Origin of the sequence: Sphingomonas sp. ATCC 31555, assembly GCF_000282895.1 — a bacterium.
Classification (GTDB): domain Bacteria; phylum Pseudomonadota; class Alphaproteobacteria; order Sphingomonadales; family Sphingomonadaceae; genus Sphingomonas.
In genome coordinates this window covers 1-23,745 of sequence record NZ_ALBQ01000061.1, presented here as the reverse complement: position 1 = coordinate 23,745, position 23,745 = coordinate 1, and the positions used below count along the sequence as shown (strand labels likewise).

Annotated in this window: 24 protein-coding genes; 17 read left to right on the top strand and 7 right to left on the bottom strand. The window is 63.0% G+C overall.

Going from position 1 to position 23,745, the window contains the following annotated elements; translation table 11 throughout:
- Positions 1-97: 97 nt before the first annotated feature.
- From B215_RS0118960 to B215_RS0118895, 12 genes are all read left to right on the top strand, one after another.
- Entirely contained in the window at positions 98-4,954 is a 4,857-nt protein-coding gene (locus B215_RS0118960) for a phage tail length tape measure family protein (protein WP_152997707.1), read from the top strand.
- Positions 4,951-8,394, top strand: coding sequence for a hypothetical protein (locus B215_RS0118955; protein WP_019371225.1), 3,444 nt, complete (start codon positions 4,951-4,953; stop codon positions 8,392-8,394). Before B215_RS0118960 ends, B215_RS0118955 begins: the two co-directional genes overlap by 4 nt.
- 1 nt (position 8,395) lies before the next feature.
- On the top strand, positions 8,396-8,743 hold the full coding sequence (locus tag B215_RS0118950) for a hypothetical protein (RefSeq protein WP_019371224.1): 348 nt from the start codon (positions 8,396-8,398) through the stop codon (positions 8,741-8,743).
- A 4-nt stretch (positions 8,744-8,747) separates the two neighbouring features.
- On the top strand, positions 8,748-9,515 hold the full coding sequence (locus B215_RS0118945) for a hypothetical protein (protein ID WP_019371223.1): 768 nt from the start codon (positions 8,748-8,750) through the stop codon (positions 9,513-9,515).
- Between the two features lie 11 nt (positions 9,516-9,526).
- Positions 9,527-9,865, top strand: coding sequence for a hypothetical protein (locus B215_RS0118940; protein WP_026009417.1), 339 nt, complete (start codon positions 9,527-9,529; stop codon positions 9,863-9,865).
- Positions 9,862-10,407, top strand: coding sequence for a hypothetical protein (locus B215_RS0118935; RefSeq protein ID WP_019371221.1), 546 nt, complete (start codon positions 9,862-9,864; stop codon positions 10,405-10,407). Before B215_RS0118940 ends, B215_RS0118935 begins: the two co-directional genes overlap by 4 nt.
- Positions 10,404-10,787 (top strand): hypothetical protein, encoded by a 384-nt coding sequence (locus B215_RS0118930; protein ID WP_019371220.1) that lies wholly within the window; start codon positions 10,404-10,406, stop codon positions 10,785-10,787. The genes B215_RS0118935 and B215_RS0118930 overlap by 4 nt, the downstream gene beginning before the upstream one ends.
- Positions 10,788-10,840: 53 nt before the next feature.
- Positions 10,841-11,536: an N-acetylmuramidase family protein gene (locus B215_RS0118925; protein ID WP_019371219.1), complete on the top strand. Its 696-nt coding sequence runs from the start codon at positions 10,841-10,843 to the stop codon at positions 11,534-11,536.
- A 188-nt stretch (positions 11,537-11,724) separates the two neighbouring features.
- Complete coding sequence (locus tag B215_RS0118915) at positions 11,725-12,327, top strand: hypothetical protein (protein WP_019371218.1); 603 nt, start codon at positions 11,725-11,727, stop codon at positions 12,325-12,327.
- A complete protein-coding gene (locus tag B215_RS0118910) occupies positions 12,324-12,512 on the top strand; it encodes a hypothetical protein (RefSeq protein ID WP_019371217.1) in 189 nt (62 codons plus the stop codon). Before B215_RS0118915 ends, B215_RS0118910 begins: the two co-directional genes overlap by 4 nt.
- Positions 12,513-12,531: 19 nt before the next feature.
- Positions 12,532-12,819, top strand: a complete 288-nt coding sequence (locus B215_RS20480) for a winged helix-turn-helix domain-containing protein (protein ID WP_019371216.1) — start codon at positions 12,532-12,534, stop codon at positions 12,817-12,819.
- A 52-nt stretch (positions 12,820-12,871) separates the two neighbouring features.
- Positions 12,872-14,461, top strand: coding sequence for a hypothetical protein (locus B215_RS0118895; RefSeq protein WP_236704377.1), 1,590 nt, complete (start codon positions 12,872-12,874; stop codon positions 14,459-14,461).
- A 14-nt stretch (positions 14,462-14,475) separates the two neighbouring features.
- Here the strand turns inward: B215_RS0118895 and B215_RS21480 are convergent, their stop codons facing one another.
- Positions 14,476-14,658 carry a hypothetical protein gene (locus tag B215_RS21480; protein WP_152997704.1) on the bottom strand — a complete coding sequence of 61 codons (183 nt, stop codon included), beginning with the start codon at positions 14,656-14,658 and terminating at the stop codon, positions 14,476-14,478.
- A gap of 191 nt (positions 14,659-14,849) precedes the next feature.
- Here B215_RS21480 and B215_RS20740 point away from each other — a divergent pair, with 191 nt between their 5' ends.
- From B215_RS20740 to B215_RS0118880, 3 genes are all read left to right on the top strand, one after another.
- Positions 14,850-15,956 (top strand): acyltransferase family protein, encoded by a 1,107-nt coding sequence (locus B215_RS20740; protein ID WP_019371213.1) that lies wholly within the window; start codon positions 14,850-14,852, stop codon positions 15,954-15,956.
- Between the two features lie 124 nt (positions 15,957-16,080).
- Positions 16,081-16,956, top strand: a complete 876-nt coding sequence (locus B215_RS20470) for a 2OG-Fe(II) oxygenase (protein WP_019371212.1) — start codon at positions 16,081-16,083, stop codon at positions 16,954-16,956.
- The gene (locus B215_RS0118880; RefSeq protein WP_019371211.1) at positions 16,956-17,162 is read left to right on the top strand and encodes a DUF1289 domain-containing protein; all 207 of its coding nucleotides are present in this window, start codon (positions 16,956-16,958) and stop codon (positions 17,160-17,162) included. The genes B215_RS20470 and B215_RS0118880 overlap by 1 nt, the downstream gene beginning before the upstream one ends.
- Before the next feature lie 47 nt (positions 17,163-17,209).
- Here B215_RS0118880 and B215_RS0118875 read toward each other — a convergent pair whose 3' ends face one another.
- The 3 genes from B215_RS0118875 to B215_RS0118865 form a co-directional block, all read right to left on the bottom strand.
- Positions 17,210-18,100, bottom strand: a complete 891-nt coding sequence (locus B215_RS0118875; protein ID WP_019371210.1) for a right-handed parallel beta-helix repeat-containing protein — start codon at positions 18,098-18,100, stop codon at positions 17,210-17,212.
- Positions 18,101-18,655: 555 nt separating this feature from the next.
- Positions 18,656-18,802, bottom strand: a complete 147-nt coding sequence (locus tag B215_RS21475; RefSeq protein ID WP_156804374.1) for a hypothetical protein — start codon at positions 18,800-18,802, stop codon at positions 18,656-18,658.
- A gap of 791 nt (positions 18,803-19,593) precedes the next feature.
- The gene (locus tag B215_RS0118865) at positions 19,594-20,235 is read right to left on the bottom strand and encodes an SOS response-associated peptidase family protein (RefSeq protein ID WP_019371208.1); all 642 of its coding nucleotides are present in this window, start codon (positions 20,233-20,235) and stop codon (positions 19,594-19,596) included.
- Between the two features lie 103 nt (positions 20,236-20,338).
- Here B215_RS0118865 and B215_RS0118860 point away from each other — a divergent pair, with 103 nt between their 5' ends.
- A complete protein-coding gene (locus B215_RS0118860) occupies positions 20,339-20,686 on the top strand; it encodes a hypothetical protein (protein ID WP_019371207.1) in 348 nt (115 codons plus the stop codon).
- Positions 20,687-20,713: 27 nt separating this feature from the next.
- On the opposite strand, the gene B215_RS21470 is transcribed toward B215_RS0118860, so the two are convergent.
- Entirely contained in the window at positions 20,714-20,878 is a 165-nt protein-coding gene (locus tag B215_RS21470; protein ID WP_019371206.1) for a hypothetical protein, read from the bottom strand.
- A 35-nt stretch (positions 20,879-20,913) separates the two neighbouring features.
- A complete protein-coding gene (locus B215_RS0118850; protein ID WP_050990224.1) occupies positions 20,914-21,210 on the bottom strand; it encodes a hypothetical protein in 297 nt (98 codons plus the stop codon).
- Between the two features lie 277 nt (positions 21,211-21,487).
- Between B215_RS0118850 and B215_RS0118845 the strand changes: the two genes are divergently transcribed.
- Positions 21,488-22,288, top strand: a complete 801-nt coding sequence (locus tag B215_RS0118845) for a DNA adenine methylase (RefSeq protein ID WP_019371204.1) — start codon at positions 21,488-21,490, stop codon at positions 22,286-22,288.
- 187 nt (positions 22,289-22,475) lie between these two features.
- Here the strand turns inward: B215_RS0118845 and B215_RS0118840 are convergent, their stop codons facing one another.
- Positions 22,476-23,438 (bottom strand): right-handed parallel beta-helix repeat-containing protein, encoded by a 963-nt coding sequence (locus B215_RS0118840; protein WP_019371203.1) that lies wholly within the window; start codon positions 23,436-23,438, stop codon positions 22,476-22,478.
- Positions 23,439-23,745 lie beyond the last annotated feature (307 nt).

The window sequence follows — 23,745 nt, the reverse complement described above, 5'->3', positions numbered from 1 at the left end:
GGCTGCCCTGATATAGCTCTTCGCTCGGTCCAACTACTTCACCGACACCATTCATTCTAACCCTGCTTCGGCGGGGCTTTTTCCGTGGAGGCCGCGCATGGACGACGGTAGCCCAATGCTCGAGGTCGGCTTCACGATCGACCCGTCCTCTTCGGAGGCAGCTCTCGCCGAGCTGCGCGGCGCGCTGGACACGACGGAAACAGCCGCGGTGCGCATGGCCGGAAACATCGAGCGCCAGACCAGCAGCATGATCGATGCGGGAGCGATCGTCGGCCGGATGTCTACGATCACCGCCGCTACCACCCGCGCAGAGCGCGAGACGCGCGCCGAGAAGCTGCGCACCGAACAGGCGATCGAGCGCCTGATCGGTCAGATCGATCGGGAGACCGCAGCCGTCGGCCGCAGCCGGGAGCAGCAGCGCGAGGCGCGCGTCGAGGAACTGGCCGCGACCGCCGCCAAACACGGCAACACCGACGCCGCAAACCGCCTGACCGCCAGCCTTGAAACCCTTCGCAGCGCCCGCGATGCGCACAGTGTATCGATGCGGGCAGAAGCTGACGCCGCCACACGGCTGGCGCGCGAGCATGCTGACTTGGTCGCACAGGTCCGTGGATCGCAGGCCGCGCAGGAAGCTGATGCGGCTGCTGCCGAGAAGCTGCGCATGGCCACGGATCCGCTCTATGCGGCCACGAAGCGGCTGAATGCCGAGATCGCGGAGTCCACCCGGCTCTATCATGCCGGCGTCACTGCCCCCGCTGAATATGCTCGCCAGCAGGAGGTGCTGACCCAGCGCCTGCGCGGTGTTGCAGATCAGCAAGACCTGGCAGCCAAGGCAGGCCGGAACAACGCCTTCGCCCTGCAATCAGTGGCGGTTCAGCTGCCCGACGTGATCGGCGGTTTGCTCACCGGTCAGAAGCCGATGACGATCTTCATTCAGCAAGGCTTCCAGATCGCGCAGGTCGGCATGATGGCCGAGGGCGGGCTGAAGGGCTTCGCGCGCTCGATCGGCGAAGTGTCGAAGGCTGCGCTGATCGCCGTCGTCACCAATCCGATCCTGCTGGGTTTGGCCGCTACGGCCGGCGCTGTGGCGGGATCGATCGCGCTCATGAACAAGGCCGCGAACAGCGGCAGCAGCATGAAGCAATATGCCGCATCGCTGGGCTTGACTGAGAAGCAGATCAGGCAACTCGACAACGTGACGGTGACCTACGGGGACACGACCAAGGCGGTCTTCCAAGTCGCGGGCCGCGCCATCTGGGACGGCATAGGCCCGGCCGTCACCTCGACCTGGACGGTTATGAAGGGGTGGCTGGAAGCGGTCGGCGCCGGCGCCAAAACGTCGGTCAACTTTGTGATTGGTGCGTTTGTGGGCGGGTTCGGTGCGATCAAAGCAACGTGGAGCCAGTTGCCGGCAGCGCTGGGCGACGTGTTCTTCAGCGTCGTCAATCTGAACATCGACGCCATCAACATGATGGTGCGCAAAGCCATAGAGGGTATCAACTGGCTGGGCGCACAGGCCAACAAGATCCTTCCTTCGTTCATGCAGCTCCCGGAACTGGGTGCGCCGCAGATCGAGCGCGTCAAGAACCAGTATGCAGGGGCTGCCAAAGACTTCGGCGACGCGTTCCGCGCGACGCTCGGCGAGTCGATGAAGACCGACTATCTTGGCAACGCCGCAGGCGCGGTGATCGCTCAAGCCCGCAGGAACGCTCAGGATCGGATCCGCAAGGATGCCGAGAAGAAGGGCTATCTCGATCCCGAAAAGGCAAAGAGCGACAAGCTCGCCGAGCGCCTGGGACGGGAGAACCGCGCGATCGAGGCGCAGATCCGCAACCTCTATGCGCTTGCCGACGCCTATGGGGTTTCTGGCGCCGAGGCACTGATTGCCGAAGCGCGAATGAAGGCGGAATCTGACGCGATCAACAAGCGCGGCGATGCCGCGCTGTTCGTCAACCGACAGATCCGCTTGGAGATCGCGCAGCGCGTCTCCGATGCGACGAAGGCCACGGCATCGTTGCGCGACCAGGCCGGAGTGCAGGAGCGGGTGAATGCCGCCATCGCGTCCGGGCTGGTGCCGGCGTCGCAGGCGGCGGACATGGTGCGCGATCAAATTGCCGACTTGCCGCTGCTCGCCGCGGTACAAGCTGCACAGCAGCGTGGGTTGGCTGATGAGGCGGCGCGCGCAACGCAGGCGCTGGACGATCAGCGCGCGGCACGAGTCCGCCTTACTGTCGCCGAGAGCCGGGCACGGCTCAACGCATCGATCCAGACCGGCAGCGACCGCCTCGCCGAACTTCGCGAGGAGTTTCGGCTTGTCATCGCGGCTGCCGATGTGCGCGAGCGATCCATGGCGGAGTTTCGAGCTCGACAGGAGACCGTAGGGTTGTCCGGCGTCGATCCCGCACAGGTCGACGCCTATGTGAAGCTGCAGGGCGATATCGCTGTCCAGACGCTGGCCAATGCGCAAGCCCAGGACGCCTATAACGAATCGCTGACGTTCGCCGCCGACCGGTGGGACCTGATTGCGCGCAACGTGCAGAGGGCCGGCCAAGGCATGGCGGATTCGTTCGGCGAGGCTGGAAGGGCGCTCGGTGACCTGGCATCGGTGTTTGCCGAGTATCGTGCCGACCATGAAGCGGTCGCGGCATCGCACAAGCTGGAACTGAGCCGTATCGACGGTATCGTCGACGCGCGGGAGCGGGAAGCCGCGGCACTCCGCGAGAATGCAAGATTCGCGCTTCGCACCGCGACGATGCAGGTCGGCGCGTTCGGCGATGCCGCCAACGCCGCGAAGCGGTTCTTCGGCGAGAACACGGCTGGCTACAGGTCGATGGCTGCAGCTGAGAAGGCGTTCCGCGCCGTCGAGTTTGCACTTTCGGTGCGGGCGATGGCGCAGGATGCGATCGAAACCGGCAGCTCGATCCTCAAGAGCGGAGCCCGCGCTGCCGCGCATGGTGTGGAGGCTGTCGCCAAAGCGATCGCCTCGCTCCCGTTCCCGCTCAACATCGCGGCCGGCGCGGCGACTGCGGCGGTCATTGCGTCGCTGGGGATCGCCATCGGTGGCGCATTTGGTGGGAGCCGCCCCAAGCAGGCGCCGACGAACACCGGAACCGGCACCGTCTTTGGGGATAGCACGGCGCAGAGCGAGAGCCTGAAGCGCGCGATCGACGAGTTGAAGCAGGTCGACACGCTGACCAACGTCTATTCGCGCCAGATGCTCGAATCGCTGCGGTCGATCGACAGTCAGATCAGCGGCGTAGCAGCCGTGATCGTGCGCGGCGGCGACATCAACGCGAGCGCTAATGTCTCCACCGGCTTCAAGCCCAACCTGGTCGGATCGGTGCTCGGCTCAATCCCGTTGATCGGCGGCGCGCTCAGCGGCCTGTTCGGGACCCGCACGGATGTGACCGGGAGCGGGATCTATGGCGGCGCGCAGAGCATCGGCAGCGTGCTGAATGGCGGGTTCGACGCCCAGGCCTATTCGGACGTCACGAAAACGAAGAAATTCCTCGGCATCGTCACGGGCCGGTCGTCGTCGACCACGTACGGCGCCCTTGATCCGGCGCTCGAAAATCAGTTCACGCTGATCCTGCGCAGCTTCAATGATGCGATCAAGGCGGCCGCCGTGCCGCTGGGCGAGTCCACGGACGCGATCCAGCAGCGACTGAATGGCTTCGTCGTCAACATCGGCAAGATCGACCTGAAGGGGCTGACCGGCGAGCAAATCCAGGAGAAGCTGAGTGCGGTGTTCGGCGCCGCGGCGGACAACATGGCCACCGCAGCCTTTCCGCTGATCTCGCAATTCCAGCGCGTTGGCGAGGGCGCCTTCGAGACGCTCACCCGCGTCGCCACGACGGTGGAGCAGGTCAGTACCTCTCTTGATCTCCTAGGCAGCAGTGCCCGGGGCATGAGCATCGCGGCGAAGCTGGGCCTCGCCGACCAGTTCGAGAGCGTGTCGGCGCTAAACGATGCCGCCACCGCTTATTTTGCGGCCTATTACACCAGCGCCGAGCAGGCGGCGGCCCGCACCGCGCAGCTTTCCACCGTGTTCGGCAGCCTGGGCCTCGCGATGCCTTCCACGCTCGATGCGTTCCGCCAGCTGGTGGAGGCGCAGGACCTGACCACGTCGGCCGGACAGGCGACCTATGCGACGCTCCTGAAGCTCGCCCCCGCCTTCGCCGACCTCCAGACCTCGCTGCAAGGCGCCAAGAGCGCCGCGGACATCCTGAGCGAACGCCAGGGACTTGAGCGGCAGATTTTGGAGTTGCAGGGCAAAACCGACGAAATCCGCAAGCTCGACCTGGCGAAGCTGGACGCGAGCAATCGCGCGCTACAGCTGCAGGTCTGGGCAATCCAGGATGCGAAGTCCGCCGCGACGGCTGCCGAAGAACTGCGGCAGGCGTGGACGAGCGTCGGCGACGGCATCATGGACGAAGTCCGCCGCATCCGCGGGCTCGGCGACGCCACTGGTGCGAACACGTTCGCTGGCCTGATGGGACGGTTCAACGCGGCGACGGCGGCGGCGCGCGGCGGCGACCTTGATGCCGCGAAGTCGCTGCCGCAGCTGTCGCAGGCGCTGCTTGCTGCCGCGACAAGCGCCGCGACCAGCCGGCAGGAGCTGGCCCGGGTGCAGGCGCAGACGGCCGCGAGCCTTGAGGCGACCTACGGCGCGATCGGCCAACTGGGCGCCGCCGCAACCTCGGCTACGGACAATGCGCTGCTGGCGGCGGCCGCGACCGCGCAGGCGGCAGCCTCGCCTTCGAATGACAGCGCGGCGACGATCGCGTCGCTGATCGCACTGATATCCGACCTGAAGCAGGAGGTCCGGCAGTTGCGCGATGATAATAACGCCGGCCACGCCGCGACGGCGGGCAACACCGGCAAGACGGCGAAGATTCTCGACACGGTCAATCAGGCCGCCGGCGGCATCGCGCTAGCGGTGGCTGCGGCATGAAGGTCGTTCGTCCTCTCCCGATCAGTCTGACGGCGTCCTCGGTGCCGGAGAATGATCATCCGGCGTGGGCGGCCGATGTGGCCTATGCGCTGGGCGCGCGCGTCATCGTGCCGGGACTTCACCGGGTGTTCGAGAGCGCCGTCGGCGGCAATCAGGGCAACAACCCTGCGACAGCAGCTACGTTCTGGACAGAAGTAGGCCCGACAAACCGCTGGGCCATGTTCGAGACAGCCGCCGGTCCTGCCACCAGCGCTACGGCCCCGATCGTGGTGACGCTCGCGCTGCCGGATGCCGTCGACGCTATTGGACTCGTCGACCTGCAGGCGGCGAGCGTGCGGCTGGAGATCTCCGCAGGCAGCGCGACCATTCTAGACCAGACGCGCAGCGTGCCGGCGGCGTGCGAGGTGTTCCTCGGCCTGCTTCCCGGGGTGGGCCGGTCAGCGACGATCACGATCACGCCAGCCGCGGGTGCGGCGGCGATCATCGGGAAGCTGATCACGGGCACGGCGCTTGACCTGGGCAAGCTTGCCGATGCGCCGACGGTCGGCCTGACTGACTTCAGCCGCCGCGATACGGACGAGTTTGGCGTCACGACCGTCGTCGAGCGTAGCTGGACGAAGCGGATTGAGGCGACGTGCCGCGTCCCGGCAGCGGCTGTCGACAGCATCCAGCGCCAGCTCGCCGCCTTCCGCGCGCAGGCGGTGCTCTGGATTGGCAAGGCGGACAATGCCGGGCTGATCACCTACGGCTTTTACAAAGACTTCTCGCAGGTGATCAGCCTGCAGGGTATCAGCACCTGCTCGCTGTCGATCGACGGTCTGCCGGCGGCGGATATCGCCACGCCCGCCGTGGATCCAGCGGTGAGCGGCGTCAGCGACTTCCAGGTCGTTCGCCCGGCTGAAATCACCGATGCTGCGCTGGTGGCGTCCAGCGTGCCGGAGAGCGACTACCCGGTCTATTCGAGCCTCACCAGCTACGCCGCAGGCGCCCGCGTCATCCTGCCGGCGACGCACCGCGCCTATGAGAGCCTGACCGCCAGCAACGCCGGGCACAACCCGGCCACCAACAGCACGCATTGGCTCGACGTCGGCCCGACGAACCGCTGGGCGATGTTCGATCAGGCGCTCGGCACAGCCACCACGGCGATCGGTCCGATCGAGGTCCAGCTGAAGCCGGACACCTTCGCCGACGCCATAGCGGTGCTCGACGCGACTGGCGCCACCGTTCGCGTGCAGGCGCCGGTCTATGACCGCACCCAGACGATCGGCGGCGAGCAGACCACCGCGCTATTCCTCGACCTTGCGCTCGCCGCCGGTGACACTGCCACGGTGACCATCTCTGCCGCTGGTGGTGGCTCGGTCGCTGTTGGCACGCTGCTGATCGGGGCGCGGGAGGGGCTGGGCAAGCTTGAAGACGCGCCTACGGTCAGCACCACCGACTTCAGCATCAAGAACACCGATGATTTCGGCCAGACCGTGCCGATCGAGCGCGCCTGGGCGAAGAAGATGGAAGGTCGCAGCCTGGTGGCGACGACTCGGATCGACGGTCTGATGCGGCGGCTGGCGACGCTTCGCGGCAAGCCCTCGTTGTGGATCGGCGCGGCCGAGCTCGACACGCTGACGATCTATGGCTTCTTCCGCGACTTCACCGTCACCCTCGGCGAGCGCGTCAGTATCGCATCGGTGACGATCGAGGGCTTGGCCAAGGCTGCGCCCGCCGTGCCGTTCAATGCGGCGATCGAGTGGGAGAACATAACAGGTCCAGGCAAGCCGGCGGACAACGCGACCGTGGGCGCTCCGCCGGGAACTTCCGTTGGTGGGGTGCCGGCAAGCGCGGTAGCGGACGCGATCAAGGACACCGCCGGCAACGTGGTGCCGGTTCGCGACCAGCTTGCCGCCACCAAGGCGACGATCGACGCGGCCGTTGCTCTGGCGCGGCTGGAAGCGGCGGAAGCTCAGGAAGATGCGACGCAAGCGCGCATCGACTTGGCGGCCGAAGTCGCACGCGCAAAGGGAGCAGAGGGCACGCTGACCGTCGATTTGGCGGCCGTGAAGACTACGGCGGACGGGGCGGACGCGGGCGTCACCAGCGAGGCGACCGTGCGGGCGCAGCAGGACCTGGCGCTGAGCTACCGGCTCGACGTCACCGAGGCCCAGCTTGGCGGCGGGCAGGACAGCGGCTTGCGGGCTCAGATTCGAGATGAGGCAACCGCGCGGGTCAACGCCGTGGATGCGATCGCTGGTCGAACTGCGTTGGTAGAAGCGCGCGCGGCACGAAGCACCTTCCTCAATCGAAATGCCGTGTTCTCAGAGCCGTGGGCTGTGAACGGGGTGCCGCCCTCCTGGCAACTCTGGGCAACTGAAGGCAACCCCTACATCGGATGGTGGAACCAAACGACTGGGAATGGCCACTATGGCGCCTATGCGCTCCAAATCGATCGCCAAGGTCGGAATTGCGGCGTCAGGCAGGAAATCTTGGGCCAATTTCCGGTTGGTTGGTACGTGCTGGAGATGGAAGGTCGTTTTGAAGACGGCGACACCCGCGGGTCCGGCATGCTCGCGCAGTTTTATCGGTCGAATGGCACGGAGCATTCCTTTGGCACACTCGCCTTTTGGCTAGACCCAGACAGCGCTGGGTTCAGGGGCGGTCGGCCCAATCGGAGCTTCAGCAAACTGGTCTGGTGCGCCGAGGACAGCACCCGTATCTCGCTTTACCTCATGGCCGGCTGGGAAGCTTTTGCGAACCCGTCTCCCGGCTTTTTACGAACTATCTGGCATAAGGCTGGCATCCGGCCCGCAACGCGCACCGAGATCGACACGCAAACGGTGATGAACGCGGATGTGATTGCCCGAATCGGGACTGAGGAAATCACACGAGCGGACCAGGACCGCGCGCTTGCCGATCGCACTAGCATTGTCGAAGCCAAGCTAAACAAGACCACGGATAGTCCCCTCTATGCTGCCGTGCGGGACGAAGCGACCGCTCGAGCGGATCAGGACCGTGCGCTCGCCGATCGCACAAGCATTGTCGAAGCCAAGCTGAACAAGACTACCGATAGCCCTCTCTATGCGGCCGTGCGTGAGGAAGCGACAGCCAGAGTTGACCAGGTCCGCGCGGTTGCGGACCGGACCAGCAGCGTGGAAGCGAAGCTGAACGGAACAGAAGACAGCAACCTCCGCGCACGCATCGTGGAATCCGAAGCCGCGATATCCGGGCTGAACGGGCGCACCGCAGCGTATTGGCAGGTGCTTGCCGTCGCCGGGAACAATCGAGCGCTGATCGGTCTGTGGGCGGACGCGAACGCCGGGGCTGGCGTCGACATCGTAGGGGATGTCCGAATCACCGGCGCCGACCAGGACGGAAGCGCGGTACTCAGCGGGCGAGGTGTCTTCACCTTCTATCAAAATGGCGCCCCGTGCGTGCGCCTGGGGCGTTGGTAGGATGCCGACCGGCCTCATGCTGACCTTGTCGGACGGCACGCCAACCTTCGATCAAACGACGCCGCTGGTGAAGTTCCTCGGCCAGGTGACGATCGGCGTCGGCTATACGGGTGAGCCCTATCAAGGGAGCATTTACGACCCGAGGTTCACCCAGTACGCACTGCACCGGCCAGACTGGTGCCGCATAGATGGGGGCTTCAACTCCGAAGGCTTCGACGCTCGCTGGCACTTCGAGGGCAATAGCCTGATTTGGACCTATCCGATTCAGCAGCCTAGCTACGTCACCATCAACGGCATTCCGACGCTGGTGAACCGGCCGCGCCAGACGATCAGCTACTTTCTGGTTTGATCGCATGGCAGTCGGCTTTGAAACCTTTGAGCCCAGCGGTAAGCTCCAGATCTCCAGCGAGATGCTGATCTACGTGCTGCGCCTGAGCGGCACGACGTTCGTCGAGAACTTCCAGGTCGGCAACACGTGCCCGACCAGTTTCGCGGTGCCGGGATCGCAGACCTATCCCAACGCGCTGATCGCGCTCAGCGGAGGCGGCGGTCACGCGGCGGCGATTGCCGGCGTCTACGGCGCCGCCAGCACCAGGCGGTACGGGACGACAGCGCCGGTTGGAACGCCCTTCAACTACTACCTGTTCGAGCGCAGCAACACCTATCCCCCGACGAACTTCGGCATCGAGGTGTTGAAGCAGACGGGAGAGATCGTGTTCTCGACCTCTCAGCGCGTGATGCGAGTGCTCCAGGTCCTGGAGACGGAGGACGTCGGAAGCGTGGCGGCCAACTTCCCCGGCCGGCAGCTTGCGTGGTGCCAGGGTGCGTGGGCGGGGCATCGCATCGCCGGGCCGCTGATCGAGAACAGCGGCGGCCCCGTGATCGTGGATCCCGGAGCCCCAGGGGAAGGCGATGCGCAGTACACCTGGAACAACGACGGCAAGATCTACGGTGGCTACCTTGCAAACGGCGGTGCAACCGTCGGCACCCAGCAGATCAGCTTTGACGATGTGACGATCGGACCAACGCCCGATCCTACCCAGCCGCCCGATTACATCCTGCCCCTGAAGCTCTTCATCGTCGACGTGACCGGTCTGCCGGTCGGCGTCCAATTTTATTGAGGATCAGTGCCATGCCGACCGTGATCACCGACGAACAAGCAGCCGTGATGCGCGAGCAACTCGCGGCATATGAGCGCCAGAAGGCCTACGAGGCGGCTCTCGCGCGCCACCAGCTCTATTTGGCGTTGCTACCCTTGGTGAACAGTGACCACTTCATCGCCATCCACCAGCAGCTGTCGGCAATTCGCAGCGACGGACCCAAGAATGATAGCTTTTTCGGGGTCAGCCTTGAGGCGATCTACCAAGGAATGACAAGCATGGGCGTCCAGGTCGCGAACTGGGTGGAGCCTGTTGCTCCGACGCCGGCAACCCCGGAAGCTGAGGCGACCGACGTCGTAGCGTCCGCATGACCCCGTCGCGCTTCCCGCCGTCGTTCAACGACAATCCGTTGAGCTACGGCTTCGCTTTGTTCAGCCTGGCGCTGATTACCTCGATCGCGTTGGCCTATGTGATTGCGGTGCTCCTTGAGCGCACACGCGAGCGCGAGATCAACGCGGCGATCAGAAATCCTGCGCTACCGCCGCCAGAGCACGGCATCACGCTGCTCAGCCTGCACCGGATGATCTATTGCGGGCTGCTGTCGACGATCATCCTCGGCGCCGGCCCCGACGTCCTGCTGCTGCTCGCCTGGGGCGAAGCCTCGGACAACGCGATGTGGTGGATCTTCCAACTCGACCGCGTCTGCGATGCCGCCACGATCGGTCCCTTCCTGATGTCCATGTTCCTGGCGATCCGAGCCGAGAAGTCGATCGAGCATCGGCTTGGGCTGGATCCTGCGGTGATTCCAGTGCGCCCGACCTGGGGGATGGTTCGGGACAAGCTCAAGATAACAGGAGCAGTGCTGTGCATAGCGGTGGGGGTGACCTTGTACAAAGCGGCGGGCTTGCGGTGAAGCTGGCAGGTGCGGCGGTCGCCGCGCCGACCTTTGGTCCGGCCATCATCACGGCCTTCGGAATCGATATCCCGATCGTCGCACTCGTTCTGTCGGTGATCGGCTTGGTGCTCGCGCGGTTCATCGCGCCGCCACCACTTCGGAAGCTGACCTTCAACCAGGAAGTGGCGCTGACCGCGCTCCTCCTCATCATCCTTTTCCTGATCGTCACCGGCGAGTTCCCGATCGTCGGCGCCGGGCGCCCGATCGGCGCGGGTATGGCCGTGATGTGGGGCATCGGCCTCGGCTTCTCCGGCATGCTGGCGATCGAGTTCTTCGGCAACCGCGCCATCGCCATGCTGCGCGCTGCATTCGGCAAGAGCCCGGGCGAGGCCGAATAACCACTCCTGCCCGCGCCGATCAGCGGGCGGGCCTTCCCTAGCGGAGATGATCCATGGACATGACGACGCTGCGGCGGCGGCTGGTGGCGCTTGGCTACCAGCCGTCGGCCGAGGGCGCGCCGTTCGGCGCTGCCGACAGAGCTGCCATTCTCTCTGCGCTCACCGACGGCCCAGATTACAAGCTGGGGGCTGACGATATCGAGGACGCGGCCGATCAGCTGCGCGTCGATCCGGCTGCGATCTGGGCAGTATGGGATGTGGAGGCGAGCGGGGCGGCGTTCACGGACGGCCGCCCGACCATCTTGTTCGAGCCGCACCGGTTCAGCCGCGCAACGGGCCATCGGTACGATGCCTCGCACCCGGCGATTTCGTCGCGGAATTGGAACCGCAAGCTCTACCCCGCGCGCCAGGTGGGGCGCTGGGGCCAACTGCTCGATGCCGTCGCCCTTGACGTCGACGCGGGCTTCGCCTCGGCCAGCTATGGCGGCTTCCAGATCCTGGGCGAAAACCACGCCATCTGCGGCGCTGTCACACCCTGGGCGTTCGCCTGGCAACAATCGCAGACCGAGGCCGACCAACTCGCTGCCTTCCTCCGCTTCGTCGAGGGCAAGGGTCTCGCGGCCGCGCTCCGCCGGCACGATTGGGCGGCGTTCGCGAAGGGGTACAACGGCACGGCATTTCGCGAGAACCGATACGACGAGCGCCTCGCCGCCGCATATGCGCGCCGCCGAGCGGCCCGCGCGGCATGACGTGTACCTACTGCGGCTCGGGCGACCATCAAAAGCCGCTTTGCCCGCACACCTGGTCGGGTTCCTCTCGGAGGCTGCATCTCCGCTGCACATACTGCGGCGGTCGGGACCACGCCTACGAGGCCTGCCCGGAGATCCTCGCCCCGCATCGGCGCGACCCGAACGCCTTCCTCCGGAGACGATGAATCATGAACCCGCTGAAGTATGTCGTGCTGGGGCTCGCCCTGGCGCTGGCAATCGCACTCGCCGTGATCGGCGACCTCTCGCACAAGGTCGATGCCTTCCGCTCGACCACCTCCACCGCGGCGGATGTGCGCGACAAGGCCGGCAACCCGGTCACCCTCTCCACCAAGGCAGCTCTCGCACAGATCCGGATCCTTGGCGCCGCCGTCAGCGACGCGCAGAAGGCCAGCACGGACGCGAAGGCCAAGGATCAGGCCCACGTCATCACCGTCGAGCGTGCCAACGCGCGCACCAATCAGGAGGTATCGTCCGATGTTCTCGCGAAACTCGATCGCGTCCAGGCTGAGCTGGATGCTTCTCGCGCTCTCGCTGCTCAGCGCATGCGCGAGCTCTCCGCGGCCCGAGCCGATCAAGATCGTGGCCGAGGGTCGCCAGTCGCCGATGATCCCGACGCCACCTGCCGAGCTCACTTCGCCGCCGCGTGTGACGAAGTTCTTACCCTCCTCGCGGAAGCCGAGCGCAACACCGTCAAGCTTCTCGGCTGGCAAGCCTGGTGGCCCGAAGTAGCGGCGAACCACCACGCCGAGGCGGCGGAGCCGGGCAAGTGACGGCGTCGACCGCGACGCCCTCACGCGACCTTCCTGGCTTCCCGGGCTTCATCGCGACGCCGCTGCCCTGGGGTTCGACCCTCATCTCAGGACACGGCCTGTGGCTGGTGATCGACCATACCAAGGGCAGCGTGACCGGGCTCCGCGCTCTCTGGAACCTGCGCCGTGCCGCCGGCAACCGCTGACATTCGCATGACGTGGCCGATGTACCATCGGAACCAGTGCGAGGTCGACGGGCGCGTGGTGCAGCTCAGCGTCCAGGAGGCGGACATTTTGAGCCTGCTTCTCGCCAGCCGGGGGCAGACGGTGACGCTTCCGAGCATTCTGCACGCACTCTGGCCGAACCCAGATCGCGAGCCGGAGAGCGCGGAGGCTGTGATCTATCGCGTGATCTACATGCTGCGCCGGCTGCTCGGCCCCGGCGTGATTTTCACCGTCAACAAGGGCCTCACATCGCCCAGCGGCTACCTGATCCCGCGGCCCGGCGAATAGCGCTTCCGCTGCTCGCCCACTCAGCGCTCATCATTCTTGAACGGAGAAGGCAATGCGCCTCAGCACCCTCAACATGTCCTTGGCCGCGACGATTATGCGCGCAACAATGGGGGCGGCAGCGCTCGCCATCCCTGTAGCACCGAATATCGCGCTGCCGGTCACAGACGGGTTGCTCGCGCGCTGGAACGCGAATTTCTCGACTGTTTCGGTTTCGGGAGGGCGGATCAACGCTGTCAGCGACCTGACTGGCAACGGCTACCCACTAGGTGACGAGGCGACCGGCTTAGGGCCGCGGCTAACCACCTATCCGAATGGGCTGAAGGCGTTCCGGTTCAACCAAGACAGCTTCTTGAGCGCGGATACTCCCACGCTCGGACCGCTCGCCTCCACGGTCATCGCGATCATCCGTGATCACAACACGCGAGCCAATAACAAGACGATCGTCTCGGCCGGCAAGCGCTCCACAACGGGCGGCGGCAAGCTCGCCTACACCACCGCAGGGGTGAACGGTGCGGCTCCCTATGTGGGGCGCGCCGGCACGTCGTCCGACACCGTGGTCAAGCCATACCTTGCCCTCGGCTGCCAGATGCAAGTCGCTGGCTGGAGAAACGGCGCGATCGGCACACCCGGCACGGCCGCATCGAACACTGCGGGCCAGCGGTGCGCGGTAAACCAGAAGTCACTCAATGTCGCCAATCAGAATGCCGCCTCCGCCGCCGGGTTAGAGGTTGGGCGCAACTCTGCGACCACCACCAGCTCGAGCACGGTCGGTGCGCAGAACGTGGCAAATGGAGACTGGTACACCGGCGATATCATTGAGCTGATCGTCTACAGCCGTCCGCTCCGAGATGATGAATTCGACCTGGTGATGCGCGCCCTCTCGGAGGCATACCGGATCCCGGAGATCAAAGGGCAGTTTGCGCTAGAGGGAGACAGCCGAATTTGCTCAGTGCTGCCGACGCTCCCCGCCGAGAATCCGGGCATGTGGATGACCGATCCGGGCTCGCCATACGCGCTGCCTAAAGACGTTCGCGTCATCAACTATGCGGTCGGGGGGTCCACTACGATCTACGCCCCAAACGGCCCGTTGCGTGGACGCCTAGACATCGGCGGCGCAACCTCTGGGTTCCAGTGCCTTATTCCCGGCGGCCGGAATCTGCTGGCCTTGATGGTCGGTCATAACGACCTGTCGCAGTCGGCGGTGATTGCGACAGCGGATAACCCGCTGACGATCTACCAGAACGTGAACTCGCTGATCCATAACGCCAGCGCGAACAGCTACCTGACGCTCGGCTGGGAGGTGGTGCTGATCGTCGAAATTCATAACAATAACGAACGGTACATCAACGGCGGCAACGGATGGACCGGCTACCGGGCGCTGCAGCGCAGCCAGGTTGCTGGATATAACTTGCTCACCGACAACAATGCTGGGCCAGGGCAGACCTACGAAGGCAAACTCCGAAATCTGGATGTCCCGCTTATGACTGTCGGCGGCCAGACTGTGTTCGCAACGGGGCCTGATACGCTCAACACGAACTATTATCTGCCCGATCGTCTGCACCAAGCGGCCGAAGGGATGCGGGTGTTTGTGACCGGGGGAGATACACCGCAGCACGGCCTCCGCTCGGTCTGGCCCTCATGATGTAGAAATGTCAGCTAGATCACCTCGTGGTTCTGGCACTTCCCGCAATGCTCCGGATTGCCAGCATGCCGATCTCCGCAGATGTGACCGGATGACGTCTCAAGCTGTTCGCGGTTCCAAAGATTCAACCGCGCCACTGCTACAAATGCGATGACGCAAATCAGAACCTCCTGAAAAACCGTCAGCGGTGCTTCCATGTTGATCCCCCTTTTGTCGACACGTTACCACGCTTTCTACCGACTAGCCTAGTAGCCTGGAGGTTCAAGCGCACGACGGCCTTCCCGAGTGCGAAACTGAAGATCAGTTTTTCGTAAGCTTGGCAAATTCCTCCGCTATCGCTGAGATTTCGCCCTTGATATAGGTCCGGCGTCAAGCGGGGGGGGCATAGATGGTTAAGACAGATCGAGTGCAAGAGATTGACGGCCTGCGAGCCGTCGCAGCGATCATGGTCATGTTTGCACACTGGTTCGAGGCGATATCACGCCAGCAGGTCCCCCCTGCCGTGCAAGCGATTTCACACGCACTGCTAGGCGAGTATTTTAGCCCTGGCAGAATGGCGGTCGTGGCGTTTTTCTGCATCAGCGGCTATGTAATCCCCTTCAGCTTTAAGGGATCCAACCCGCTGGTGTCGTTCCCGATCAGTCGAATCTTTCGGCTGTATCCGGCCTTTTGGGCAGCAGTGACGGCTGGCGCGATCGTCGGAATCGCTACCGGGAGCGACCCTATCACGTTGCCGAGGTTCCTCTTGAACCTCACGATGCTGCACATGTTTCTTGGGACTAAATCGATCATAGGCGTGGATTGGACGCTCGTGATCGAATGGCTTTTTTACGGCATCTGCTATGCGATGTTCGTCGCGTCCCTACTGAGCCGGCCACTGTTTCATTACGCAATGATGGTTTGCTTCATCGGTGCCGCGTCGGCGTTGGGCGCTTGGCGATGGCTGCACCCAGCGAGCGGTCTGCCCGTTGGCATACCAACCTATTTGGCCGCGATGCATTTTGGGACACTGGCTCGCATGTACATGAGCGGGGATGGTCGTGTGTCGCGCAGCTTCTTCCATGTGTCCTTGGCAACGCTCACCGGAGGAGTTCTAGCTGCATATTTTCTGGCCTACTGGCGAGCGTCGAACGAACAGTTAGGTTATATCGCTTCGAACGCGGGCTACTTCGCAGGTGTAGGCATCTTTCTAGCGTGCATAAGGTTTCAGCTATTCGGTGGGTCGTTCTTGGCCTCGATCGGGAGGATCAGCTACTCAATTTATCTCCTTCACACGACAGTGATCGTAGCCTTGATTAGCGTTTGGAAGATGATCCCGGATTGGTCGCTCGCATCCCTTGTGATGACGCCAATCTATATCGCTACTGTTTTCATGGCAGCCAGCGTCAGCTACAAATATGTCGAACTCCCCTTTCAGGAGCGCGGCAAGCACGTTCGCAGGCGGTTGGAAGACGCCATCGCCCGCAGACGGGGTCACCGTGCTGAACGTGTGTGATGGGGTGTGCACCGAAGGCAATCGCGGTCGCTCAGTCTCGTTGAGAACGAAGCGGTGTTGCTGTTAAATTCTGTTTACCGAATCGCTTAGGCTCAATAGGTCTGAGGAAACTCAGGGGGACCTTATGGCGATCAAGACGGACACATCGGACTTCTTCTTCTTCAACCGCGAACGCCTTTATGCGTTGGCGGAAGAGTATCACGATCGCTTCGTGAACGCCGAGCCCTACGAGCATGTCGCAATCGACAATTTCCTGCCGGACGATGTCGCGAAGCGGCTTGCTTCTGCCTTTCCCGGCCTCGACGATATCAACTGGCGACTGGAAGGGCCGGGGGACAGCGCGCATAGCGGCGACCGCCGCGTCGAAAAGGTCACGACCTCCGACGAAGAGATGTTTCCGCCCCTGGTCCGGCTGATGATGATGCAGTTTCAGTCTGGCATCTTCTGCAACTTCCTGGATCGGCTGACCGGCAACAAGTTTCTGCTTCCGGATCCAAATCATTATGGCTGCGGCTTGCATTCGACGGGTTCCGGCGGGCGCCTGATGTTGCACATCGATGCGTCGCGGCATCCGAACAAGAGGCTCAGCCAGCAGGTCAACTGCATCTATTACTGTACGCCCGACTGGCAGGAAGAATGGGGCGGCAATCTGGAGCTGTGGGACGAGGACGCGACCAGATGCGTCTCCAGCATCGTGCCCAAGTTCAACCGGCTGGCGATCTTCCGCGTTTCCGGCAAGTCGTGGCACGGGCAACCCTTCCCGCTAAAGACGCCGGAGAATGTCCGGCGCAACTCGCTCGCCCTCTATTACTACAGCGCCGAGGAGGACACGGAGGGCCTGGGCTATTCGAACTTCGTGCGCTGGAAGGCGGTATCCGAGCATGACAAGCGCACGCCCCTGCACCGTGTGAAGGGGGTAATCCGTGATTATGCGCCGACGCCGGTAATCAACAGCCTTGCCAAATTTGCCCGCAAGACCGGCCTGAACTTCAAGCGCTGATGGGGTTGTTCGGCAGTCTTTTCCCCGCGCCGCCGGAGTCGCCGTGTCGTAAGGTGTGCCGCCTCGACATGGAGATCCGGTTATGCCTGGGCTGCTGGCGGAAGCCGGCAGAGATTGCCGGCTGGAGCGACATGAGCCCGCGCGCGCAGCGCGCGGTGCTCGCCGAGCTTCCCGGCCGAGAGAAGCAGCATGGCGGCCGCCGGTAGATCGCCGCCTGACCGGTCAGGCGGCGATCTCCAGCCACTTCTGGGGGCTACGGCGCCCGGTAGTGCCCGCCCAGCTGATTGCCGGCAGGTGTTCCGTGCCTGTTCTCAATCAGGTACGCTGGGGCAATGTTGCCCGAAACAGCCGCCGGGCCGATCGTCCTGATCCAGGAACGATAGTTGGGGCCCGCGGTGATGGTATTGTTGCGGATCGCGATGCCGGTCCCATGACCCTCAATATTGATGCCGTGCCACATCACGTTCACGAACGTGTTGCCAACGATTTGCAGAGCGTCGTAGCCGCCCACCTTCGCTTCGTCGCCGAAGAAGATGCCTTGGAATTCGTTGCCGGGCGATCCGATGAAGCGGTTCATGACGATCTGGATGTTGTTGCATCCCTTCGTCTTCCCGGCGGTCCAGCACTGGATCCCGTCGGGGTGATCACCCGGCTTAAGTGTGAATAAGGCCATCGAGTTGTTGTAGATGCGGCCGTGACGCGAACCCGGAATCTCAATTGCGTCTCGACTCAGATGAGTGAATACGTTGTTCTCAATGTTGAAATTGGAGGTATCCTCCACCACAAGCGCGACGCGAAGATCGTGGAAAGTCACGCCGTTGACACGCAAATTGGTGATGTTGCGTAGGTACATGCCATACATGTCGTCCTGCCAAAGCGCGTTGACGGGACCATGTACGAAGCCGCGATTGAACGTGATGTTCGATGCACCATTGATTTCGACCATTTTCGCCCAGTCAGGATCAGTCCCTCGGATGCGGGTGAACTCAATGTCCTCGAACGTTATGTTGCTTACATCACGCATCTTCAGTTCGCTGATCTTTGCGGGAGCCGACGGGTACGCACTCTTGATCAGCACAGGCGATGAAAACGCGCGATCGCGGATCCCAACCTTTCCGTAGTTGGCTCGCTGCAGCCGGATCACATCGCCTGCACGAGCTCGTCCTATGGCGGCGTCAAGCTGTGCCGGAGTGCTTACCGTTACCGTTGTTAGCATGGCTAGGGCTGTGATCACGACTCTGACCTCCCGGAAATGCGGCGAAGCGCGGAACGAAACCCTCCTAGGAGATTTGTGGAGCGTAATTTGTGTTTTTTTGTTGCGGTGCAGTATTGATTGACGCGCCGCAGCGACGCGCGAGCCATTGGTGCAAGGCGCCGGCAAAGATTTCCTCGCGGTCCGAATGTCGTGCGGGCGATCGGTGAGCAGCTTGCTCGTTGCCCCGAAGAAGGTCTTGAGCTTGCCCCGCCGACGCGTTGGGCCGGTTTGGCCTCGTGATAGGCCATGGCAGGAGCAACCGAAGTGCGAGCGCTTGACCGGCTCGCCTCACTTCACGCGCTGATACGTCGGTGTGACACCTATAGGGTAAGATCAGGTTTCGGCGGCTTTGAAAGTCTCGTCCGCGCTAAAGGCTAGATTAGGTCGAGTGTAGCTTCGACGCTGCGGCGATCTATTTCGTGTGCGGCCTCGGCACGACCTATTTCAGCGAACTACGTTGTAGGCTTCACCCTCCGCTCCCGCGCGTGTAGTGCCTACAATATCCGTCACAATAAAGAGCGCGATAATCATCAGCCAAAACGCTGCTACGCCAAGCCAGATGGCGGCTGATTTTTCACTGCTGCCAGCCATATCCTTCTTCCCGCTTACAACTTGTGCGACAGCACCGTGCGTCTGTTCTGCCGAGGCGCGGCGAAGCCACCGGCGATACAAAGTCCTTTGATCAATTCCGAGCTCGTTTAATCCGGATCCATATCAAGTTTGCTTGCCCATACAACACTGAAAATGACGATTGATAACAAGATGGTGATTGCAATTATCGCGTTCATTAACCAATATTCCTCTATAAGGACGGTTATATTTAATTTTGGTCAATCCGATATCTACAGTTCTGACATTTGATGAGGTCTGTCACGTTCTCCAGTGGGCTCGAAGCTGCAGTCAATGGTAGCAAAGCTACTCAGCTGCCGGGAGCCGCGCCACGGATTTGTGCCGGTGATTCTGTAGATGCCCATTTCTTAACGATACCACCATCGAGACTGATCTGCATCCCATCGACTCTGATTGATGTTCCTATAATGTTCCGGGTATGCGCCGCGCCGATCGCCCCTCGATTCCCCTCGACCAGCACGTCCGATATGCGCCGCGTGTCCGCATCGTCTGCCAGTGCCCACGCGGCGCCGGCATCTGCGGACACTCGGTCATCATGCGGACGGAGGATCTGTATGCCGCGGCGACTGGCGCGGTGACGGAGAAGCAGTTTCGAGACAGGCTGCGGTGTAGGCGGTGCCGGACGCGGGGCTGGGCGCAAATTGAGGCGGCTGGGCGGTAGCGACTTCGCCAGAGGTTGCCGCCTTCGATTGCGGTCGGCAGGGGAGTGACCGTCGAAACGAGGTCGGCAGGCCCCTCGCATGCGCAGAGGCTTAATTTACTGCTGCGGTGCCTGCTCGGGTAGGGAATACCGGTCCGCGCACCGCCATCTTTTCAGCGTCATATGGCCGCTGCAGATCAACGATGTCGTCATAGCTGCCGCGAAGCCAGAGATCGACATCGGATGGGGCCAGGATTGTGATCATGGCCTTGGGATGGATCGGCACGACCAGTTCGTTGGCATCGCAGGTCACCATCGTGAACCCGGCGCCGGCGGCTGTCATTTGCCAGAAGCCCGCCACGGCAAAGATCGGCTGATCGACCACGCTGAACCACATCTCGCCCTTCAGCGGCGGCTTCCCGTCTCCCAGGTCGTGTTTCTCCGGTGTGAACTCGGCGAATTCAGTCAGGGGGACGATGCAGCGGTTCTCCGGCTTCTCCGCCAAGCGCTTCCATTGCGGCAGCTTCAGGTTTCGCACGTTCGTCATCGGCCATGACGCCTGGCCGCCGAGAACGTCCCAGCTCATCACGTCCCATGCTCGCTCGCCGTCCTGCTCGCGGATGACATAGTTGCGAGACTTTGGCCGCAGTTCGGCCGGCGCGAACCGGTTGTCGCGCGGGCGCTCGCTGAACAGCTTGGAGGTCGCGCCGAACAGCGTCTCGGGCTCGCCGCGGAATCGGGCTCGGTTGCACATGGGCATGGGCTAGCACCGAGAGGGTTCGAAGCGCCAGCCTTGCTGGCTCCGTGCGCCCGGCTCATATGTATGCAGACGGAGCCCGATCAGCCGGAGAGTAATATTGGCGGAGAGCAGACACCCCGATCTTCAGGTCAGCGCCGAGGAGAAGATCGAGATCGCTTCCTCGCTGCTGCCGACGCTGATGCACTACCTCACCCAGCTAACGCCCGACCGGCAGGTGCGCGCCGACGACGTCCTGGACTCCCTGGCGCTGTGTGTCGCCGCGATTCTTGAGAATGACACGAATATCGTGACGCCGAAGCACACCCGGATGGCGCTCGATACGGTCGATGTACTGGTGAAGCGCTGGGCAAAGGATCTACGCGACCATCGCGCCGCGCCGGACGTCAGCTTTCTATCGGCGATCCTGCATCGTTGGAATTCGCAGGCGGAGCCGGAAGGCCAGTAAGGCAGGAAGCGCTCGGCCGCCGGGCCCTTAAAACGCCACCTGGCGCCGCTCCATCTCGGCGGCCAGCAGATCGGCGAGCGGATCGCCCGCCTCGCCGCCGGTGCGCTGCCAGGCCGCGACCAGCTCTTCGTCGGTGCTCATCTGGAAGATGATGCGGATTGCCGTCCTCGCGCCGTTCTCGGTCAGCGCCATGGCAAGCCTATCGAGGGTCGGGTTGGCGGATAGCCTCACGTCGCCCGTCGCAGCACTGTCCCATACTTTGGCCGGAGGCGGCGGCGCTCGGCGAAGGCGCGACGATCGTCGGGGCGGGGCGGGGCGGCGAGATATGGACCAGTCACGCCGAAGAAGCGTGCCAGCTTGTCGCGATCGGCCACGGCGAGTTCGTAGGGCACTGCGTCGCGGACGAACCGCGCAACATACCCATCCCGTCGGCCAAGGATGCGGGACGCCTCTGCGAGCGATATGCCCGCCACCGCACACTGCTCGGCTACCCGTTGGCGGATCACATCTGGCGGCGGGTACATTCTCGATCTTCCTCCGAGCGGTCGGGCCGCGAGGAATATAGATTGTTCTTCTAATGTTCCAACATAGATTATGCCGCCGAGGTAGGCGCCTGGCGCTCCAGGAACGCTTCTGACGTAATGAGACACCACCGCACCGGCCTCATTGGCCGTGCGGGGGTTCCCGGTAGAGGCCGGGAGACCGACGGGCATCAGCCAGACCCCCGTCACGCGCGGCTGGCCTAGCCGCTAACGCCCCGCGCCCGTGCACCGGGCGGGGCCCCACTGAGTGAAAAACATCATGGAGTCGAATCTACTCGTCGCGCGTCCGGCGTCTCCGGCCGCGCCCTATATTGGCGGCAAGCGCAATCTCGCCGCCCGCCTAGTGGCGTTGATCGCCACCATTCCCCACCGGACCTATGTCGAGCCATTCGTCGGCATGGGCGGTGTGTTCCTCCGGCGCCCCTTCCGCGCCCAGGCCGAGGTGATCAACGACATTTCGACCGACGTCGCGAATCTGTTCCGAATCCTGCAACGCCACTACGTGCCGCTGATGGACATGCTGCGCTGGCAGCTAACCAGCCGGGCCGAGTTCGAACGGCTGGTGGCGGCCTCCCCGGACAGCATGACGGACCTCGAGCGCGCCGCTCGCTTCCTCTACCTTCAGCGGACGGCGTTCGGCGGCAAGGTCAACGGGCGCAACTTCGGCGTGTCCCGATCGACCGCGGCCGGCTTCGACGTCAACAAGCTGGAGCCGGCGCTCGCGGAGATCCACGACCGACTATCGTGCGTGACGATCGAGCGCCTGCCTTACGCAAACGTTATCCGTCGCTACGACAGCCCGGAAACCCTCTTCTACCTCGATCCGCCTTATTGGGGTTGCGAGCGGGACTATGGCGATGGCGTGTTCAGCCGCGCGGACTTCGAGCAGCTGGCTGAACAGCTTGCGGGAATCGCCGGTGGGTTCGTACTGTCGATCAACGCCACGCCCGGCGCGCGGGAGGTGTTCGGCCGATTCGATGTCGAGGACGTTGGCACGACCTGGACGATTGGGGCGAAAGCGCCGGCGAAGGTGACCGAGCTAATTGTTCGGTCGCGGTGACGGCGGGCTGCCGAAAAGCAACTGCTTCTCGGCAGCGGCCTCCGGCGGAGGCGATCGGGACGGCAATTTAAGTCGCTAGTGCACCGGCTTGCCGACGGGATGGGATAGCGTGAGGCGCTGGCTTGCGTGAGCTACCTATTGAAAGCTGAAACGGTCGACCAGAGCGGGCGACCGTTTCACAGCCCATTCACTGCGCCTTGTATTGGCCGCCAACCTTGTTACCGGGCGGCGTTTCTTGCTTGCCGGCGATTATGTACATCGGTGCGATGTTGCCAGAGAGCGTAGCCGGTCCCACGGTCCGGATCCAGGGGCGATAGTTCGGGCCTGCCGAGAGCGAGTTGTTGCGTATCACCACGCCAGTCCCCGGACCTTCGATGTTGATGCCGTGCCACATCACGTTAACGAATGTGTTTCCGATGATCTGCAAGTTGTCATACCCGCCGACCTTGGCCTCGTCACCAAAGAAGATCCCTTGGAATTCGTTCCCAGGAGATGCGATGAGGCGGTTCATCGTGATCTGGATATTCTTGCAGCCAGTTGTCTTGCCAGCGGTCCAGCATTGAATGCCGTCGGGATGATCACCGGGCTTTAGAGTGAACATAGACATAGAGTTGTTGTGGATGCGTCCGTTTCGCGTTCCAGGGATCTCCATCGCGTCGCGGCTAAGGTGGCTGAACACGTTGTTCTCGATCGTGAAGTTGGTGCTGTCCTCAACAACCAGCGCTACGCGCAGATCGTGGAAGGTTATGCCGCTGACGCGCAGATTGGTAACGTTCCGCACGTGGATGCCGTACATGTCATCTTGCCACATCCCGTTGGCCGGACCATGAACGAAGCCGCCGTTGAACGTGATGTTTGCTCCACCATTGACGTCGACCATCTTGGCCCAGTCCGGATCAGTGCCGCGAATGCGGGTGAACTCGATATTGTTGAACGTCACGTTGCGAACGTTCCTCACCCGCAGATTTTTGAACATGGCAGGGGCGTTTGGATAGGCGCTCTGGATCACGATCGGGGACGAGAACGTCCGGTCCCGGATCACCACCGTATCGTAGTTCGCCCGCTGGAGGCGAATCACTTCTCCGCCGCGTGCGTTAGCTATGGCTGCATCAAGCTGGGCCTTCGTGTTTACGGTAATGGCGGACAGCATGGCGAGTGTTGCAATCACTGCAGTTTCTCCAGGTGTGGCGAAGCTGGGCAAATCACCTCGCCAAGATCGGTTTCTCGTATATCAGAGGTCCCGTTCGGTGCGTTGCGGCGAGCAATCTGCCGATCGGATAACTGGTTAATAACCGTGGTTAACGGTCGCCAAAACTAGGGGAAATTGCGGTTGGGTGCCGCGCTTAGGCGTCGGCTCCGCGCAGGCGCCTACGCCGCATGTCCTCCCGGTTCCTTCTTCCTTATCTGCTGAGTCGTAAGCGTCCGACCAAGGCCGTCTGAGGGAAAGCGGCATGTCC

Bases quoted from the DNA above. Each gene is read 5' to 3' on its own strand.
- B215_RS20740 (WP_019371213.1), top strand. From the start codon at position 14,850: ATGGTTAAGACAGATCGAGTGCAAGAGATTGACGGCCTGCGAGCCGTC.
- B215_RS0118945 (WP_019371223.1), top strand. From the start codon at position 8,748: ATGGCAGTCGGCTTTGAAACCTTTGAGCCCAGCGGTAAGCTCCAGATC.
- B215_RS0118940 (WP_026009417.1), top strand. From the start codon at position 9,527: ATGCCGACCGTGATCACCGACGAACAAGCAGCCGTGATGCGCGAGCAA.
- B215_RS20470 (WP_019371212.1), top strand. From the start codon at position 16,081: ATGGCGATCAAGACGGACACATCGGACTTCTTCTTCTTCAACCGCGAA.
- B215_RS20480 (WP_019371216.1), top strand. From the start codon at position 12,532: ATGTACCATCGGAACCAGTGCGAGGTCGACGGGCGCGTGGTGCAGCTC.
- B215_RS0118960 (WP_152997707.1), top strand. From the start codon at position 98: ATGGACGACGGTAGCCCAATGCTCGAGGTCGGCTTCACGATCGACCCG.
- B215_RS0118895 (WP_236704377.1), top strand. From the start codon at position 12,872: ATGCGCCTCAGCACCCTCAACATGTCCTTGGCCGCGACGATTATGCGC.
- B215_RS0118955 (WP_019371225.1), top strand. From the start codon at position 4,951: ATGAAGGTCGTTCGTCCTCTCCCGATCAGTCTGACGGCGTCCTCGGTG.
- B215_RS0118950 (WP_019371224.1), top strand. From the start codon at position 8,396: ATGCCGACCGGCCTCATGCTGACCTTGTCGGACGGCACGCCAACCTTC.
- B215_RS0118880 (WP_019371211.1), top strand. From the start codon at position 16,956: ATGGGGTTGTTCGGCAGTCTTTTCCCCGCGCCGCCGGAGTCGCCGTGT.
- B215_RS0118865 (WP_019371208.1), bottom strand. From the start codon at position 20,235: ATGTGCAACCGAGCCCGATTCCGCGGCGAGCCCGAGACGCTGTTCGGC.
- B215_RS21475 (WP_156804374.1), bottom strand. From the start codon at position 18,802: ATGGCTGGCAGCAGTGAAAAATCAGCCGCCATCTGGCTTGGCGTAGCA.
- B215_RS0118850 (WP_050990224.1), bottom strand. From the start codon at position 21,210: ATGTACCCGCCGCCAGATGTGATCCGCCAACGGGTAGCCGAGCAGTGT.
- B215_RS0118925 (WP_019371219.1), top strand. From the start codon at position 10,841: ATGGACATGACGACGCTGCGGCGGCGGCTGGTGGCGCTTGGCTACCAG.
- B215_RS0118935 (WP_019371221.1), top strand. From the start codon at position 9,862: ATGACCCCGTCGCGCTTCCCGCCGTCGTTCAACGACAATCCGTTGAGC.
- B215_RS0118915 (WP_019371218.1), top strand. From the start codon at position 11,725: ATGAACCCGCTGAAGTATGTCGTGCTGGGGCTCGCCCTGGCGCTGGCA.
- B215_RS21470 (WP_019371206.1), bottom strand. From the start codon at position 20,878: ATGGCGCTGACCGAGAACGGCGCGAGGACGGCAATCCGCATCATCTTC.
- B215_RS0118840 (WP_019371203.1), bottom strand. From the start codon at position 23,438: ATGCTGTCCGCCATTACCGTAAACACGAAGGCCCAGCTTGATGCAGCC.
- B215_RS21480 (WP_152997704.1), bottom strand. From the start codon at position 14,658: ATGGAAGCACCGCTGACGGTTTTTCAGGAGGTTCTGATTTGCGTCATC.
- B215_RS0118845 (WP_019371204.1), top strand. From the start codon at position 21,488: ATGGAGTCGAATCTACTCGTCGCGCGTCCGGCGTCTCCGGCCGCGCCC.